Source organism: Companilactobacillus mishanensis (genome assembly GCF_003946505.1).
GTDB lineage: Bacteria > Bacillota > Bacilli > Lactobacillales > Lactobacillaceae > Companilactobacillus > Companilactobacillus mishanensis.
On record NZ_RHON01000003.1, the window covers coordinates 96621 to 113002 of the forward strand.

General features: G+C 36.3%; 20 protein-coding genes. All 20 read right to left on the reverse strand.

Features of this window, described 5'->3' with window-relative positions; translation table 11 throughout:
- Positions 1–104: 104 nt before the first annotated feature.
- On the reverse strand, positions 105–362 hold the full coding sequence (locus EKM63_RS04960) for a Txe/YoeB family addiction module toxin (RefSeq protein ID WP_125704337.1): 258 nt from the start codon (positions 360–362) through the stop codon (positions 105–107).
- On the reverse strand, positions 343–621 hold the full coding sequence (locus tag EKM63_RS04965) for a type II toxin-antitoxin system Phd/YefM family antitoxin (RefSeq protein ID WP_125704339.1): 279 nt from the start codon (positions 619–621) through the stop codon (positions 343–345). Before EKM63_RS04965 ends, EKM63_RS04960 begins: the two co-directional genes overlap by 20 nt.
- Before the next feature lie 155 nt (positions 622–776).
- The gene (locus EKM63_RS04970) at positions 777–1208 is read right to left on the reverse strand and encodes a GtrA family protein (protein WP_125704341.1); all 432 of its coding nucleotides are present in this window, start codon (positions 1206–1208) and stop codon (positions 777–779) included.
- 17 nt (positions 1209–1225) lie between these two features.
- Positions 1226–2023, reverse strand: a complete 798-nt coding sequence (locus tag EKM63_RS04975; protein ID WP_125704343.1) for a metal ABC transporter permease — start codon at positions 2021–2023, stop codon at positions 1226–1228.
- A 10-nt stretch (positions 2024–2033) separates the two neighbouring features.
- Positions 2034–2693, reverse strand: a complete 660-nt coding sequence (locus tag EKM63_RS04980) for an ATP-binding cassette domain-containing protein (protein ID WP_125704345.1) — start codon at positions 2691–2693, stop codon at positions 2034–2036.
- A 3-nt stretch (positions 2694–2696) separates the two neighbouring features.
- Positions 2697–3572, reverse strand: coding sequence for a metal ABC transporter solute-binding protein, Zn/Mn family (locus tag EKM63_RS04985; protein ID WP_125704346.1), 876 nt, complete (start codon positions 3570–3572; stop codon positions 2697–2699).
- A 112-nt stretch (positions 3573–3684) separates the two neighbouring features.
- Complete coding sequence (locus EKM63_RS04990) at positions 3685–4254, reverse strand: hypothetical protein (RefSeq protein ID WP_125704348.1); 570 nt, start codon at positions 4252–4254, stop codon at positions 3685–3687.
- 71 nt (positions 4255–4325) lie between these two features.
- Positions 4326–5063, reverse strand: coding sequence for an aspartate/glutamate racemase family protein (locus EKM63_RS04995; protein ID WP_125704350.1), 738 nt, complete (start codon positions 5061–5063; stop codon positions 4326–4328).
- A gap of 1 nt (position 5064) precedes the next feature.
- Positions 5065–6597, reverse strand: coding sequence for a UDP-N-acetylmuramoyl-L-alanyl-D-glutamate--2,6-diaminopimelate ligase (locus tag EKM63_RS05000; RefSeq protein ID WP_125704352.1), 1533 nt, complete (start codon positions 6595–6597; stop codon positions 5065–5067).
- A gap of 9 nt (positions 6598–6606) precedes the next feature.
- Positions 6607–7839 (reverse strand): D-alanyl-D-alanine carboxypeptidase family protein, encoded by a 1233-nt coding sequence (locus EKM63_RS05005; RefSeq protein ID WP_125704354.1) that lies wholly within the window; start codon positions 7837–7839, stop codon positions 6607–6609.
- Between the two features lie 2 nt (positions 7840–7841).
- On the reverse strand, positions 7842–8975 hold the full coding sequence (locus tag EKM63_RS05010) for a sensor histidine kinase (RefSeq protein WP_125704356.1): 1134 nt from the start codon (positions 8973–8975) through the stop codon (positions 7842–7844).
- 2 nt (positions 8976–8977) lie between these two features.
- A complete protein-coding gene (locus EKM63_RS05015) occupies positions 8978–9664 on the reverse strand; it encodes a response regulator transcription factor (protein ID WP_125704358.1) in 687 nt (228 codons plus the stop codon).
- A gap of 781 nt (positions 9665–10445) precedes the next feature.
- On the reverse strand, positions 10446–10946 hold the full coding sequence (locus EKM63_RS05020; RefSeq protein ID WP_125704360.1) for a hypothetical protein: 501 nt from the start codon (positions 10944–10946) through the stop codon (positions 10446–10448).
- 18 nt (positions 10947–10964) lie between these two features.
- Entirely contained in the window at positions 10965–11711 is a 747-nt protein-coding gene (locus tag EKM63_RS05025; RefSeq protein ID WP_125704362.1) for a DUF1129 domain-containing protein, read from the reverse strand.
- Positions 11712–11725: 14 nt separating this feature from the next.
- Positions 11726–12829, reverse strand: a complete 1104-nt coding sequence (gene ychF, locus EKM63_RS05030) for a redox-regulated ATPase YchF (RefSeq protein WP_125704364.1) — start codon at positions 12827–12829, stop codon at positions 11726–11728.
- On the reverse strand, positions 12829–13098 hold the full coding sequence (locus EKM63_RS05035) for a DUF951 domain-containing protein (protein ID WP_125704366.1): 270 nt from the start codon (positions 13096–13098) through the stop codon (positions 12829–12831). Before EKM63_RS05035 ends, ychF begins: the two co-directional genes overlap by 1 nt.
- Positions 13099–13107: 9 nt before the next feature.
- Entirely contained in the window at positions 13108–13980 is an 873-nt protein-coding gene (locus EKM63_RS05040) for a ParB/RepB/Spo0J family partition protein (protein WP_125704368.1), read from the reverse strand.
- On the reverse strand, positions 13961–14737 hold the full coding sequence (locus EKM63_RS05045) for a ParA family protein (RefSeq protein ID WP_125704370.1): 777 nt from the start codon (positions 14735–14737) through the stop codon (positions 13961–13963). The genes EKM63_RS05040 and EKM63_RS05045 overlap by 20 nt, the downstream gene beginning before the upstream one ends.
- 9 nt (positions 14738–14746) lie before the next feature.
- Positions 14747–15622 (reverse strand): ParB/RepB/Spo0J family partition protein, encoded by an 876-nt coding sequence (locus tag EKM63_RS05050; RefSeq protein ID WP_153494272.1) that lies wholly within the window; start codon positions 15620–15622, stop codon positions 14747–14749.
- 12 nt (positions 15623–15634) lie between these two features.
- Positions 15635–16363: a 16S rRNA (guanine(527)-N(7))-methyltransferase RsmG gene (rsmG, locus tag EKM63_RS05055; RefSeq protein WP_125704374.1), complete on the reverse strand. Its 729-nt coding sequence runs from the start codon at positions 16361–16363 to the stop codon at positions 15635–15637.
- Between the last annotated feature and the right edge of the window lie 19 nt (positions 16364–16382).

The window sequence follows — 16382 nt, forward strand, 5'->3', positions numbered from 1 at the left end:
ATGCGTTTACATTTGTCAATTACAGCTTTTAGGTAAGAATTAGTCTATAAAAACACAAAAAGTGACAAGGGAAAGTTACCTTTGTCACTTAGTTTTTAATCAATTTAATAGTGTTCTTTAACAGAATATATAAATAATGTGTCATCGACATATTTATAAATCATTCTATGTTCACTCGTGATTTTTCTCGACCATTTTGATGAAAGATTGTATTTTAAAGGTTCTGGTTTACCAATACCCTCAAAAGGTTCCTGTTTGATATCTTTGATCAATCTATTTATTTTCTTAATGACTGAGTATTGATTTTGTTGATGCCAATAAAGATAGTCATTCCAAGCTTCCTCAGTCCACAGTATTTTCATTATTTACCTCAAATAACTTGTGCTCTTTACCCTTATCTGCCGCAAACTGTTCATCACCTGAGTTAATTTTATCCATCAAATACTTGTTGGACAATACTGCCATTGTTTCCATCATCGAATCATAATCAGATTTACTCAACACAACAACATCATCCTCACTATTTTTGCTCGTAACGATCAGCGGTTCGTTATTATCATTTACGTTCTTCATATATTTTTTCAATTGTTGTCTAAAATTAGAATAGTTTACTGCATCCATAACGTTCACCTCGTTGTACAAAATATTGTACAACCATTACTTTGATAATCAAACTATTTTTAAACTTTTCCTTTCGATTGTTTATACAATAAATTACGCAACTATTTGAAATAGTTCTCCACAAAAAAAGAGCTGAGATAATAATCTCAACTCTGTTATTTTTCATTTCTATCAAACTTTTCTTTCTGACGGAAAATAATAAATTTACTAAAAATATAATTTAAGACGACAACAACAACGTTCGCAATAATTTTGACGATCATTTCATTACCATGTAGCAACGAAACACCAATTGTCATAGTACTTTGATCGATGACCCATGATGCGGCACGGAATAGGAAAAATGATCCCATTTCGATCAAGAACGCCTTGCGTGTTTCTGTATGGGAGTCGAAGACCCAAAGTTTGTTGGTCACATATGCGAATAAAACGGATAGGAAATATGCCACTACGTTAGCAATTTGATAATTCCATTTCAACGGATAAGTGAATAACCAGAAGCATCCAATATTAACTAATGTCGTCAATACTCCGAAAAACAAATAGGGTATTGCGTCTTTATATTTAATCCATAATCTTTCTATCATAAAGCGTTTGATTCTCCCTAGTGACTTAGTTTCCAATTTTTGTAGGATAGACCTAAGAAATATGCAATAACTTCAAAGGCTGATATGAAGAATGTGACTGGCCAGTTTGTTACGAAGGCTAAATACAAGCCTAACCAAACGCCGGCTAGTGACAATCCAACTGAAACCATAAGTAACTTCGGAACTGAGTGTACCAAATATCTGGCGGTTGCACCAGGTAAAGTTAGTAAAACAAACACTAGCAATGATCCTACAATTTGGGCACCGATACTTACACTTAACGCTAAAGTAATCAAGAAGATCACTGATAACAATCGTGTGTTGAGTCCTGATGCACGAGCACCAATATGATCGAATGAATCGAACGCCAATGGTTTATAACAAATAATAAAAATCACGATAACGAATAATGCCAAAATTAGTAACTGGTGAACTTCTTTAGCACTGATACCAACGATACTACCGAATAAGATGTTTGTCGCATAACTACTGGATTCTGATGACAGCGACAGGAACAATATTCCTAAACCAATAAATAATGATGATATCGCACTGATCGATGCTTCACGTCGAGATGATTCAGTACTCAAACTACCTACAGCAATCGAACTTACTAAGGTAAAAATTATCATCCCTGCTAATGGAGAAATACCAACAAGTATCCCAAAAGCTGCACCAGCAAAACCTATTTCAGACAACGTGTGAGAAAGAAATGACATATTTCTTGAAACTACGAACACGCCAACGATTCCGGCTGTTATTGCAATAAAAGTACTGGCAATAAAGGCTTCTTGCATAAATTCATATCCAAACATGTTATCCTCCCTACTCGAACATATCTTCTGAAATTTCGTCGACACTCATAGGCCGAACGGTTTTGTTTTCGAACAATAAAGCACGTTTTGTGTATCTCTTAGTTAATTCAGAATCATGAGTAATAAAAATAACTGTCAATTTTGATTTCTCATTCAATTCTTGAACTAGATCCATCAATTGAATTTTAACGTCAACATCCAGACTGGCAGTCGACTCATCCAATATCAAAACGCCTGGCATATTTACCAACGCTTGAGCCAAATAGGCCTTTTGCTTTTCACCACCTGAAGCCAAACCGAGTGCTCGGTCCTTCAAGTCGATCAAATTTGTTTCCTTCAAAATTTTATTGACTACCCTTGTATCTTCAGCACGTTGTTTAGGACTCATTGTCCACTTCAAATTCAATCTGATGAATTGTTCAATATTCAAAGGATAATCTAAATCAATATTACGAAATTGAGGAACGTAACCAATTTTTTGTTTGTGGTCGATGATGACATCACCACTAGTTTTCTTTTCAAGGCCCATCAAAATTTTGACAAGTGTAGTCTTACCAGCACCGTTTCTACCAACGAGACTGACGAACTCACCATTTTCAATTTTGAAATTCACATCTTTAAAAACTACTTGTTTACCAAACTTCTTAGTAAGATTTTTTACCTCGATCACAAGCTATTCCTTAACTACCCTTTCTATTTGATTTAAATTACCATTCATCCAGTCATAATACCCAAGGTCACTTGGAAGAGTCTCAGTGAAATAAACGATTGGAATGTGGTTTTTCTTCGCTAGATTGGTCATCTTGGTGATGATACTGCTGGTAACTTGCTTGTTTACCACAATAAAATCGACTTTGTGATGATTCATGCCGTTTTCCATATCCTTGATATCCTTGATTGATGGATCAGTATCTTCCTCAATCGATTTTGCAAAGTGTGGATTGGCAACACGAACTCCCAAATCATTCAACAGGTAATCAGGTAGTGGTTCTGTAACATATGCCACCTTGCCATCTGAATACTTTTTGATTGATTTTTCCTTTACAGAAAGTTTATCTAGTTTTTTCAAATATTTTGTATAGTTATCATAATAGTAATTTTTACTATCTGAGTCAACCTTAATCATGTGATTATAGATAGCTTTGGTCAATTTTTTCATGTTATTAACGCCAAACCAGACATGCTCATTGTCCCCATCTTGCTTGTGTAGCACGTCTTTAGAGAAATCTATCAAGTTATCTTGTTGGCTATTTGCTGCAACTAATTTATTGACCCAGTCATCATAACCGAGACCATTAGCGACGATCAATTTGGATTCAGCTATTTGTTTAGAGGTATTGGTTGAAGGAGAAAAACTATGTGGATCGACATTAACAGACTTAATGACAGATTCTACTTTATATTTATCCCCAACAACACTTTTTATTGGTTCTGAATAAGTATTTACAGTTGTCGTTATGACATTTTGCTTTGGTTTGACCTGCGTACACCCCGCCAAAATTAATAGAAAGGCTAGTGACGCAACCAATAAATATTTAATTTTACCCATAAAGTCCCCTCCAATTTATAGATTTTTTCCAAAAATTAAGAGGCCAAGACAAATCGTCTCAGCCTCTATTAATTTTAATGCGTAATTATCCCTTTGAGACAAATCAAGTCGATTACCAAATTTGGAAATATTGACCATTAGCAGCTACTAAATAACTACCAGCTGGTGAATCTGATCCTTTGGTATAAACGTTAACTTGGTATCCCTGTACATTGTTCCAAGTGATCTTACCATTTGAAACATATTGTGTACTTGAACGGTCATATTTTGAAGATAATTGATCACCTAAGTATGAAACAGCGGCACTACCTGATGCGATAGTTGCTTTACTGTTTGATGTAGATGAGCTTGAACCAGCTTGTGTCGATTGACCATTTGAGCCAGTTGATTGGCTACTACTACTGTTGCTTCCGTTGCTGTTGCTTGATGCGGAATTTGAACCATTTGATGATGTATCTTGGTCAGAAGATGTTCCCTCAGAATCATTTTCATTGTCAGTAGCTTTGTCATTATCTGCATTTGATTTAGTTGATGAATTTTTGTTTGAGTCAGTGGATTTGGTACTCTTTTGTGTTTGTTCAGTATTATCCTTTGAATCACTAGAACTAGTTTGGTTATTGGCACATCCTGTCAATAACAGACCGGCTAATAATACTGTTGTAATTGATAATTTTTTTAACATGGTATCCAGTACCTCCTGTAATTTAAATTATAAGGGGCTTACGATTTTATTCAATAAATATCAAGTGAACATTAATAAATCTTAGAAAAATCGATTTCCTCGCCGTTTCGAACTTTCTTTGCTAAATCAATCGATACATCTGCAATAATGCTCTGTGCATCGATTACATCATATTCATGATCAGGTGCCTGTTCCTGTGCAAATGAAAGTTCAGTACAACCAAGTACTATTACGTCACATCCGAATTTATCGTGCATTGTTTTCAAAATCGAATGGTACTTGTCCTTATCTGCAACACCTTTGCCTTTGACATCGTCATATATCAAGCTTTCTACTTCATCTTGAATTGCTTGATCACCCAAACTTAAATCGAATCCAGCATTCTTAATCTCATCTTCGTAGATATGATCAGCAATGGTCCCTTTTGTAGCAATTAAGCCAACTTTTTTAGCCTTGGGATATTGTTTTTTCATCGTCATGACTGCCAAATGAGGCATGTGGATTATTGGAATGTCTGTCGCGTCTTGTAATTCTTGGTAAAAGTAATGTGCCGTGTTACAAATTATAACCATAAACTTTGGTTTTAGTAAACTCTGTTGTTTTATATCTTCCAAAAGTGGGGGTAAAAAACTTGGCTTACTGTGGTCAAGAATGTACTCCGTCCGGTCTGGAACAGTAGCATGATTGACCACAATATAATCTAAATAATCTTGATCTTTTTTTGCATGAGTTCGTTGGTCGAGAATACGGACATAGCTCTCAGTCGCCATAGTTCCCATTCCACCGATAACCGTAAAAAAGTCTTTCATGTTATTCACCTTCGATATCTTTTAGAATGTTTTTCGCAACGACAGTGTCAGTTGGATAAGGCACATCTTTGCCTCTAGTTTTTTGATAAGCATCGTCACCCTTGGCAGCAAGTACGACAATATCGTCATCACTACTAGTGTCGATCATTTCTTTGATAGCTTCAGCACGGTCTAAAATAATTTTGGTGCTGACTTTTGAATGGTCGATTTTACCATCGATCTCTTTACAAATGTCAGCTGGATCCTCAAATCCAGGATCATCAGTCGTCAGAATAGCAGAGTCAGCCAATTCCGTTAAAACTTTAGAAAAACCAGCTCGGCGAGAAATTCCTTTATCACCGGGACTACCAACAACAACTTTGATCTGGGACTTTGGATATTCATTACGGAGGAAGCTTAGTAAAGCTTTCATACTAGCATAATTGTGGGCATAGTCAACGAAAATAGTTCCGTGTGATTTCGTATTGATATGTTCCATTCGACCAGGAACATGCGCCATTTTTAGACCATCATAAATATCTTTATCAGGTACGTTCACCAGTCCAGAAGCAATAATCGCAGCAGTGGCATTTATCTCGTTAAAATCACCAACGATACCTAACTTATAATCTTGATCAACATGCAAATTCTTAGCTTTATCTGAGACAGCTTTCAAGTTGAAAATACTATCGCTTAATGTTGTTTCTTTGCTAGATAACTCAAAATCAATATCATCGAATTTTTCAATATCACGGGCAAACAAGTAAATATCTTTATCATCACTAGTTTGTTTTGCGGCTTCATAAACTGTGTCAAAATCATTAGTTCCACGGTTAATAATATTCACTTTTGAGTTGATCATTAGTTGTTTTTTACAGAATAAATAGTCAGCGTAAGTTGGGTGCTCGTTTGCACCAATATGATCTGGAGTAATATTCAAGAAACCACCAATATCAAAGTTTAATCCGTAAACACGGTCCTTTTTATATGCTTGAGAACTAACTTCCATAACCAAATGAGTCATCCCGTTATCCACAGCGCGACGCATGTCACGGAACAAATCGAGAGATTCTGGAGTAGTTAGATCGGACTTAAATTCATCCTCTGGATTTGGTCCAACGATTCGGTCAATCGTTGAGAAAAGAGCGACCTTTTTAGGATACATTTTTTGGAGAATATCATGAATAAAATACGACGTGGTCGTCTTACCTTTGGTTCCGGTGAAAGCAATGATAAATAAATCGTTCTCAGGGTTACCAAAGAAGGCAGCACTTAAAATTGCTAGGGCTTTTTGAATATTATTTACTATTATATTATTTGAGTCCCTATCGAATTCTTTTTCAGCAACATAAATTTCTGCACCAGAATTAACAGCTTGTTGTAAATATTCAGCCTTAAAATTGTTCCCTTTGCAGAAGAAGATTCCATTAGATTGATCTTCTCGAGAATTATAGCTGATGTTTGTCACAACTAAATCTGGTTCGTTCAAGTGATTTGAAACAAGTAAATCATGTTGTTTAAGTATTTCAATTGCTGCGCTTATTTTTAAACTCATAATATTCTCCTAGAATAAATGTTTAAAGAAATTAACAATGTTATTCCACACTGATGTACCAGTCTTCTTAGGCTCGATTTTTTTGATACCATTTTTCACTTTGGCGTAAGGAATGTTGCCTTCAGGTAAATTCGTAGCTATCAATTTTGTTTGCTTCTTGCCATCTTTAACTGCAAATCCTAAATCGTTATCTGATTTCTTATAGGTAATAGAATCAGAATTAAAATCATTTTTGACCCATGCTTTTACTTCATTTTTAGACTTAAAACTATCCGTCTTAGTTACTCGAATATCTTGGTTTTTATTAACTATTTTTTTATATTCAAAATTTTCGTTCACGTAATGGGCTAAATTCTGTGTGCTACGGAAACGCTTGTCTTTATCGTCCTGGTTACCCTTAACATCCATCACAATTGTAACCACTCTAGTGTTGTGAATTGGATAAGTCCCGACAAAAGAGTCTCCAGCTTGTTTAGTTGTACCCGTCTTCAAGCCATCGAATTCGTAGCCTTCTTGATAATCGCGATTACCTTTTAATAGTAAATTAAGTGATTTGTACGTCTTTTCACCCTGATTACTTGGGAATGTCAGCTCATTTTTAGAAGTGGTCTGAAGCACTTCTGGATACTGATCCAAAATGTGCTTCACGATAATGGCAATATCATTCGCAGACAATTTGTTTTCGGCATTCTTGCCACCAAGGTGCATATCATCTTTCAGGTAAGAGTTATTTAAACCTGAAACATTGTATATCTCAGCGTCCTTAATACCCCAACTTTTGGCAGTTTTACGCATCAACTTAACAAAATTTTGTTCAGTCCCGCCAACTTTTTGAGCTAACATCATGGCTGCTGAATTTGATGAAACTATCCAGGCTGCATCGTATAATTGGCGGACAGTATATGTCTTGCTAGCATCCAAACTTACATTAGTTAGCTCATCATGTTGAGTCATTTCTGCTTGGTCTTTGGTTGGTGAGATCTTGTCATCAAAACTTAAAGTTTTTTGGTGAATAGCTTTCGTCACCAAATATAAGGTCAATACTTTCGTAATCGATCCAATTGCAACTTTTTGGTCAGCATTATCTGAATACAAAACTTGCCCCGACTTTTCGTCGAAGGCGAGTGAAGATGTTGAATTTGTTTCTGGAGTCTCAGCAGCTTGGACATTTTGGAAATTCCAAATAGGTAAACTCAATAAAACTGCAAAGACTATTATTAATCTTTTTAGGAATTTCTTCATTATTATTCCTCGCTATTTTTTTGCTTGATAGTTGGAAAGTGAATTATGAATGCTGTACGGTCATTGTTTGATTCGACACTGATTTGACCACCGTGCATCTTGACCATACTTTGAGCAATGGCGAGTCCTAAACCAGTACCACCAGTCTCTTTTGAACGAGAATCTTCAACTCGATAAAATCTATCAAATAGATGATCCAACGATTCTTTTGGAATTGGTTTACCATTGTTGGCCACTCGAACGACGACCTCTTGAGGTGTCTGCTTAGCTTCCAACCATAAATGGGTTGTGCCATCTCCATATTTGAACGCATTCATAATCAAGTTGTTGAATACACGTCCCAACTTATCTGTATCACCAGTCATCAAAATCTTTTCTGGTGAAGTATTTACAACGATTTCCATACCACGTTTGTTGGCTTCCAACTCGAAGTCAGCTGAAAGTTGATCCAACATTTGAGCCATATCGAATTTCGTCATTGATAGTGTACTATTTGCATGTTGTACATTGGTATATTCGAATAAATCGTTAACCAAATTTTGCATTTCTAGTGATTTTTTATAGGCGACATGAGTATACTTCAATATTTGGTCGAGGTCTTCATAATTCTTACTCTCGATCAATCCTAAATAGCCAATAATTGAGGTCAGTGGTGTTCTAATATCATGACTAACATTGGTGATAAGTTCGTCTTTACTTTTTTCAGAACGACGTTGTTCAGCAATGTGGTTATTTGTATTCGATATTAAAGAATTAATACTATTTACGATACCTTGGAGTCTTGGATTAACTTCCAAATGAAGTTGCTGATTCAAATCTCCATCGGCAATTTTGGCAAGTTCACGTTCGACTTTTTCCACTTCAAATTGTCTGAAAGTTTTCATAACTACATGAAAAGAAATGAAAATTTCTAACACTAAAACTAAACAGAAAAAGAACCAAACTTGCCAGAATCCAGCACGAGAAGAATCAGTTTGGATCAATCGAAAGAAATTGGTGCGTTGATTATTTCCGAAAAAAACATTAGATGTAATAACCAAAATAACATTAATTAATTGAAACAAAAGAAAGGTGCCTATTCCCTCAAGTAGGAGGACACCTTTTTCTTTATTATTTAGTTTGATTCGCTTGTTCAAGATCAAACCTCCACTTTATAACCAACACCCCAAACGGTTTCGATAACTTTCTCGCCGTCAGTAGCGTCTTCTAACTTATCACGTAAGTGACTTACATGGACCATAACAGTTTTTGCAGAAACAACACTTTCTTGTTTCCAAACTCTTTCAAAAATTTCATCAGCTGAAAAGACACGATTTGGATGACTTGCTAATAAGTAGAGCACACCAAATTCCAAAGCTGTCAGTTGGACCTTATTCCCCGAGTCCGTGACAACTTCGTGTGAGTCCTTATAGATTGTAATTGGTCCAACTTCCAATTTGTCAGGTACATTCTTAGAAGTCTGTTGAGCACTTCTACGTAAGAGAGATCTGATACGTGCCATAATTTCCAAAGGATTGAAAGGCTTTGTGACATAGTCGTCAGCACCAGTGATCAATCCTTGGATTTTATCCATATCAGTCGTCTTAGCTGAAACGATGATAATAGGAATTTGTGAATCTTTACGGACAGTCTTGGTAACTTCGATACCGTCCATATTTGGCATCATGATATCTAAGACCATCAAGGCAATATCACTGTGTTGAGCCAGCGCATCGAGAGCCTCTTGTCCAGAGTTAGCCGTAATTGGCTCGTAACCCTCGTTCTTGATATAAATACTAAGTAATTCAACAATTTCTTTATCGTCGTCTACCACTAGAATCTTCATAAATAACCTCGCTATAACACACTGATTTATATATATGCTACTATTATACAATAAGAAGTTACATAATTCCTAACTCGCTAAAAGAAAGAAAATATCTATGGATTATTTGAAAAAAAGACTACGATTTATTTTAATATTTTTGTTCTCTGTCATTATACTTGGTTTTGTTCAATGGGAGTTTGCCCACGATCCTAAATTGACCGCCCAAAACGTACAACTCACTGGCCAGATTTTAAAGATTGCCTGCGGTGGGTTTGCTTTATATGCGGTTGTTCAATTCTTTAGGGTTAAGTAAAGACGCCCGATTCCGGACAGAAATCGATTTTTTCGGCTGGAACGCCATCGAGTCCATTTGGAGCCTTCCAAAGACCAGAAGTCTTCAAACTGGCTCTTTGTCTAAGTCTCGTTCCGAGCCTAAGACAAATTTGATGGCTGAGCCAAAATCGATTTCTGTCCTACATCTAGTTTGGTTACAACCACATATTCTTTTTTGATTTAGATTTTTGACTTTAAACATGCTCAAATACAAAATGACCAAAGTTTTCACTTTGGCCATTTTTTGTGTCCTATTTTTCGCAATTAAATTAGTTATTTTTTGATTTTCGAGAATTTATAGTCCCTAAATAATAAGCGATTTCACTAAGCTGATAATAAATTGAACATTATTACTAATAATGTTCTTATCTCCCAAATAGTAATTGAGAATGAACAATAATAAAATTATCACCATTTCAATGATTTTCTTAACTGTCGACATAAAAATCCTCATTCCAAAATTTCTCTAAAAATGTGTCACAACATAATAAAATCCAATTAATGATGCTGCACTTACTATAACTATTGGGATATATCTTTCGCGCGCGCCTTTGAACTGAGCTATGTATACTCCGTCGAAGACTAGCATGAACATTATTGGATAGAATATTGTGATCATTCTCATTGAGATCACTAATTTCAAAAACACTGAGACGGTCGTGGCTGCGGTGGCACTCATAAATAAGCCGTTGAACACGGCATTATTTACTCCACTGAAATCTTTTGCCAGCGAAATTCTGATTGCCAGATTAATAATCAAATATAGCACTAGCACTACTAAAAATCCGAATGCGGTCGTTAGTAATGTTGCCAGTATATGATCGATTATTGTATTTGAGCCTAAACCGTCCACAATGTTTCGTGCTACTGTACTTTTTTTTACTATTTCATCTAATATTTCGTATGAAAATAATAACAATGTGGATAAATATGTGACTATAAATAACTTAGATTTTCGTAAATTCATCGGTAGACCCTCCAGTCTTTAGATGAACCCTCTAGTTGTTATCCCCATGTATCTTCTAAATAACCAACGTCCTCCGAATGCAACTACGGCAAGGACTAGGTATACATATCCGTTTAGAACTGGGTTGATGACTGCAGGTACGTATTGCATTACGCCTAAGAAGATAAACATAAAGATCAAACCAGCACCCATGTATCCCAAAGTTTTCCAAATATTTGGACGTTCTTTCTTTGGTTTCTTCATTTGTAGATTGAAGTATGTGAGTAGGAATCCCCACATTACAGCTAATACAATCAAAGTTAAGATTCCGGTATTGTTTTGTGAATTTGATTTCTTTGAAAATACGCCGACTGCACCATATAAGGCACCGAATAATGCAAAGAACAACAACGATGTATCAACGGATAATGCCCAGAATGGATCCTTTTTCTTAGGTTTCACAGGATGAGCGATATCTCCGGCCTTCTTGGTAACGGGACCATATAAAGTTGTGGCTGGAACACCTTTGATTTGGTTAGCAATAATATCTGGCAATAGATTATCAATTGCCTCTTTAGCCTCATCTTCAGTAAAGTCATCGTCGACTAGTCGTTTGTTCAATTTAAATACATATTCTTCGTTTTTGTTACTTAATTGCTCACGCAACTTGTCAGCATCGGAATTATATATCTTTTCTTGAACTTCTTCATGCTTTTCGCGTTTTTCAGAATTGCGTTTTTGCTTTTCAGCAGCTTTTTTATTTCTATCTCTTACATCGTCAGACATTAATATCCCCCTGATTAAACGTTGAATCTGAATTCAATGATGTCGCCATCTTGAACTTCGTAGTCTTTACCTTCAAGCCCAAGCTTACCGGCTTCTTTGACGGCTTGTTCGCTACCATATTTGTCGAGATTATCGAATGCCATAACTTCAGCACGGATAAAGCCACGTTCGAAATCTGAATGAATGATTCCGGCAACTTGAGGTGCTTTCATTCCTTTATGGAATGTCCAGGCACGTGTTTCTTTTCCACCAGCAGTGAAGAATGTTCTTAAACCTAAAAGCTTGTAACTAGCTTTGATAAGTTTATCCAAACCAGATTCAGTAACACCTTCAGCTTCAAGGAATTCAGACTTTTCATCGTCATCCAATTCAGCGATTTCTTCTTCAGTTTTAGCAGAAACACCAATAACTTCGGCGTCTTCTTTTTTAGCGTAGTCTTCGATAACTTTGTAATATTTAGATCCTTCAGGATCACCCATATCATCTTCAGCAATGTTAGCCACGTACAAAACAGGCTTTGAAGTAAGCAAGAATAAACCTTTAACGATTTTTTCTTCATCTTCGTTGAATTCGATTGATCTAACTGAACCACCAGCTTCAAGAACTGGTTTGATCTTCTTCAAAACAGCAAATTCAGCAATAGCATCCTTGTCTTTAGCACTAACAGCTTGTTTTTCAACTTTAGCGTAACGTTTGTTAACAGCATCTAAATCGGAGATTCCTAATTCCAGATTGATAGTTTCAATGTCATCAAGAGGATCGACCGTACCAGTAACACTCGTAATATTATCATCATCAAAAGCACGAACAACATGAACGATAGCATCAACTTGGCGAATGTTTTCCAAGAATTTGTTACCTAATCCTTCACCCTTACTTGCTCCTTTAACGATTCCCGCAATATCAGTAAATTCGAAAGTTGTATGAATAACTTTCTTTGCAGGAATAAGTTCATCGATTCTTGATAATCTCTTATCAGGAACTTCAACCATTCCGACGTTTGGATCGATAGTAGCGAAAGGATAGTTCGCCATTTCTGCTCCAGCTTTTGTTATGGCATTAAATAATGTTGACTTACCAACGTTTGGTAGTCCTACGATTCCGGCAGTTAAGGCCATTATAAATCCTCCTCATTTTTGTTGATCATATTTGGTTGCATGATCTGTGTACTCTTCAAATAAAATTCTTCATTTGATTCGTCAACATCAGCAGCCTGTGTCAAAACTTTTTTAAATTTTTTATTGAATTCGCCGCGCGGTATCATCACGATATGACCGCAACCCATGCATTTGATTTTTATATCTGCACCAATGCGAATTAATTCCCAACGATTTTCCCCACATGCGTGAGGTTTTTTCATTGCAATAATGTCTCCTAAATTAAACATACGATTCCTCTAATCTATTTGGATTCCTAATATGTCTAAAATACGATTTAAGTCATCTGTGTTAGTAAAGTCGATTTCCAATTTACCATGTCCGTTACGAGACGTTTTAACAGCGACTTGTGTATCGAATTTTTCAACCAATTTATCTTCAGTTGCTTTGACAAAAGGTGATTTTGATTTGGTAGCTTTTTTAGCTTTCTTTTTATCGTGCTTTGTATCAGTAGCCAATTGTTCCAACTGTCTAACAGTCAAATCTTCATCGACGGCTTTTTGGGCAAGCTTTTCGATTTGATCTGGATCTTTCAAACTCAACAATGTTCTAGCTTGTCCCATTGAAAGAGAACCGCTTTGTACTAATTGCTTAGTTGATTCAGGCAAGTTCAATAGTCGCAAGTAGTTTGCGATGTATGGACGACTTTTTCCGAGACGTTGTGAAACTTGTTCTTGGGTCAAATTCAATTTGGAGATCAAAGTTTGATAAGCATCAGCTTCTTCAAGTGGTGTTAGATCTTCACGTTGTAAGTTTTCCAACACGGCGATTTCCATCATCCCTGATTCACTCAAAGGACGGACGATTGCGGGAATAGTTTCTTTCTTAGCTATTTTACTAGCGCGGAATCTTCTTTCACCAGCAATGATTTCAAAGCCATTAACACTCTCACGAACAATGATAGGCTGGAAAACACCGTTTTGTTCGATAGATTTGGCCAATTCGTTCAATGCATGTTCATCGAAAGTTTTTCTTGGTTGATACGGATTCGGTCTGATTTCGTCTAGCTTAAGGTCCACAACGCTCTCAGAATTCTCATCAATTGCTTCAAATTCGGAGAAAATAGCGTCAATACCTTTACCTAGGCCTTTTTTATTTTTGCTTGATGCCATTACGTTTTAGCACCTCCTTAGCCAATGCAATATATGCTTCAGCACCACGTGAACGATCGTCGAAATCAATAATAGGAAGTCCGTAACTTGGGGCTTCAGCTAATGTTGTGTTACGAGGAACGATTGATTTATAGACGCGGTCACCGAAATATGATTTAACTTCATCTACAACTTGCTTACCAAGGTTAGTTCTTGAATCAAGCATAGTTAATAGAACTCCTTCAATTTCCAAGTCAGAATTGAAGTGTTTTTGAACCAAACGAATCGTGTTCAACAATTGACTCAAACCTTCCAACGCATAGTATTCACTTTGGACAGGAATAAGAATCGAGTCACTAGCAGTAAATGCGTTGGTCGAAAGTTGTCCCAATGAAGGTGGACAATCGATCAGAACAAAGTCATATTGGTCGTCAATAGTATCTATCCCAGACTTCAGGCGTGTTTCACGGGCCATCATTGAAGTAAGTTCCATCTCAGCTCCAGCTAATTGAATAGTAGCAGGAACGATATCCAAATTTTCATGCTTCGTATGGATGATAGTATCTTTTAATGGAAATTCATTAACAAGGACATCATAGACATCCTTCTCAACATTGGCTTTTTTGATGCCCAAACCACTAGTTGCGTTACCTTGGGGATCGACATCAATAATAAGGACTTTTTGTCCCATATTAGTCAAGCAGGCGCCCAAGTTGATGGTTGTCGTGGTTTTCCCAACTCCACCTTTTTGATTTGCAATGGATATTTTTCGTGCCATTATATTCCCCTATTCCTTAAGGTCGTCATCATGAATTCGGATGTCGATCTCATAAAATCCTTTTTTCTTATTCTCAACAAAGCTAACAGAAGTACCGTTTTTCTTCATCTTATCAATATTTTGTTTGAAACTATCGATCGTCGTATTTACGTCAAAATCACTAGCCTTTTTAGGTGCAGCTGATTTTGATTCTTTATTCTCAGACTTAGTTGTCTCTTCTTTTTTAGACTCTTTAGTTTTAGTCAATTTATCGACTAAATCTTTAGTTTGTTTAACATTCAAACTGCCATCTAAAATACTTGTTAAGGCTTTTTCTTGAGCTTTTTCATCTTTCAATCTCAACAATTCACGACCATGACGAACACTGATCTTGTCATTTGCGAGAGCTTCAATAACTTTTTTGTCTAATGATAGAAGTCGCAGTTTATTGGCAACGTATGATTGACTCTTGCTGATTCTACTTGCAAGTTCCAATTGGGTTATCTTTTCACTGTCGAGAACTTTTCGGTATGCACGTGCTTCTTCAATTGGATTCAGGTCTTCTCTTTGGACATTTTCGATCAACGCCATTGAGGCAGTTTCTTCATCATCCAATTCTTTGACGATAACAGGTACTTTAGTCCAATTTAATTTCTTGAGGGCACGATAACGGCGTTCTCCTGCGATGATCTCGTATTTTCCATCTTGAAAACTACGTACGACCATTGGTTGAAGTAATCCATGCTCACTGATTGTTTGAGAAAGTTCCGTAATGCTACGTTCATCGAACTCTGTACGAGGTTGATAACGATTAGGGATTATTCTATCTAAACCAACTCTGATAACCTTTCCTCGAGTTACGTCACCATTTTGTTGGGTTTTTGTCTCTGAAGATTTAAATGCCAAATCCACTACCCCCTACTTTTTAATTAATGGTTTTCTGGCTGGTGTCCCAGGTTTTCTAGGATACTTGTTAGGTGTTTCTTTAGTCTTACTTACAAATATTAAATTACGCAAACCAGCTTCATTTGGTAATTCGAACGACTCTTGTTTTTCGACTTTGCCACCTAATAACGTGATTGCATAAGTTGCTGAATCCAATTCTTCTGTGGCTTTATCAGCCTTCATGGCAATAAATTGGCCACCTTTTTTGGTAAAAGGTAGACATAATTCTGTCAAAACAGTCATTGATGCAACTGCTCTAGCAGTCACCAAATCAAATTGTTCACGGTATTGTTTATTTTGACCTAATTCTTCGGCTCGACCGTGGACTAAGTTTACATCGTCCAAGCCAAGTTTCTTAACCAATCCACTTAAGAAATTGATACGCTTATTGAGCGAATCGATAATTGTAACTTTCAAATTAGGATTAACAATTTTGAGAGGAATCGAAGGGAATCCAGCACCCGACCCAACGTCACAAATTGAAATAGTATCTGTAATCAATGCACTATCGAAGAAATCAAGAATCAAAGAATCATAAAAATGCTTCAAATAAACTTGTTCTTTCTCAGTGATAGTAGTCAGATTCATGACCTTGTTAGTCTCAACCAGTTCATGAAAATAAGTTTCAAATTGTTCCTTTTGAGTGTCGTTTAAAACAATACCCTTTTCAGAAAGTGCTGCAAAAAATTCTTCAGGTTTCATTCAGTTCCTCCAGCCGTGA

What these genes read in the sequence shown, in the direction of transcription:
- EKM63_RS05035 (WP_125704366.1), bottom strand. Translation starts at nt 13,098, where the DNA reads ATGTTTAATTTAGGAGACATTATTGCAATGAAAAAACCTCACGCATGT.
- EKM63_RS04970 (WP_125704341.1), bottom strand. Translation starts at nt 1,208, where the DNA reads ATGATAGAAAGATTATGGATTAAATATAAAGACGCAATACCCTATTTG.
- EKM63_RS05015 (WP_125704358.1), bottom strand. Translation starts at nt 9,664, where the DNA reads ATGAAGATTCTAGTGGTAGACGACGATAAAGAAATTGTTGAATTACTT.
- EKM63_RS05025 (WP_125704362.1), bottom strand. Translation starts at nt 11,711, where the DNA reads ATGTCTGACGATGTAAGAGATAGAAATAAAAAAGCTGCTGAAAAGCAA.
- EKM63_RS05005 (WP_125704354.1), bottom strand. Translation starts at nt 7,839, where the DNA reads ATGAAGAAATTCCTAAAAAGATTAATAATAGTCTTTGCAGTTTTATTG.
- EKM63_RS04960 (WP_125704337.1), bottom strand. Translation starts at nt 362, where the DNA reads ATGAAAATACTGTGGACTGAGGAAGCTTGGAATGACTATCTTTATTGG.
- EKM63_RS05040 (WP_125704368.1), bottom strand. Translation starts at nt 13,980, where the DNA reads ATGGCATCAAGCAAAAATAAAAAAGGCCTAGGTAAAGGTATTGACGCT.
- EKM63_RS04975 (WP_125704343.1), bottom strand. Translation starts at nt 2,023, where the DNA reads ATGTTTGGATATGAATTTATGCAAGAAGCCTTTATTGCCAGTACTTTT.
- EKM63_RS05020 (WP_125704360.1), bottom strand. Translation starts at nt 10,946, where the DNA reads ATGAATTTACGAAAATCTAAGTTATTTATAGTCACATATTTATCCACA.
- EKM63_RS04990 (WP_125704348.1), bottom strand. Translation starts at nt 4,254, where the DNA reads ATGTTAAAAAAATTATCAATTACAACAGTATTATTAGCCGGTCTGTTA.
- EKM63_RS04985 (WP_125704346.1), bottom strand. Translation starts at nt 3,572, where the DNA reads ATGGGTAAAATTAAATATTTATTGGTTGCGTCACTAGCCTTTCTATTA.
- EKM63_RS04965 (WP_125704339.1), bottom strand. Translation starts at nt 621, where the DNA reads ATGGATGCAGTAAACTATTCTAATTTTAGACAACAATTGAAAAAATAT.
- EKM63_RS04995 (WP_125704350.1), bottom strand. Translation starts at nt 5,063, where the DNA reads ATGAAAGACTTTTTTACGGTTATCGGTGGAATGGGAACTATGGCGACT.
- rsmG (WP_125704374.1), bottom strand. Translation starts at nt 16,363, where the DNA reads ATGAAACCTGAAGAATTTTTTGCAGCACTTTCTGAAAAGGGTATTGTT.
- EKM63_RS05045 (WP_125704370.1), bottom strand. Translation starts at nt 14,737, where the DNA reads ATGGCACGAAAAATATCCATTGCAAATCAAAAAGGTGGAGTTGGGAAA.
- ychF (WP_125704364.1), bottom strand. Translation starts at nt 12,829, where the DNA reads ATGGCCTTAACTGCCGGAATCGTAGGACTACCAAACGTTGGTAAGTCA.
- EKM63_RS05000 (WP_125704352.1), bottom strand. Translation starts at nt 6,597, where the DNA reads ATGAGTTTAAAAATAAGCGCAGCAATTGAAATACTTAAACAACATGAT.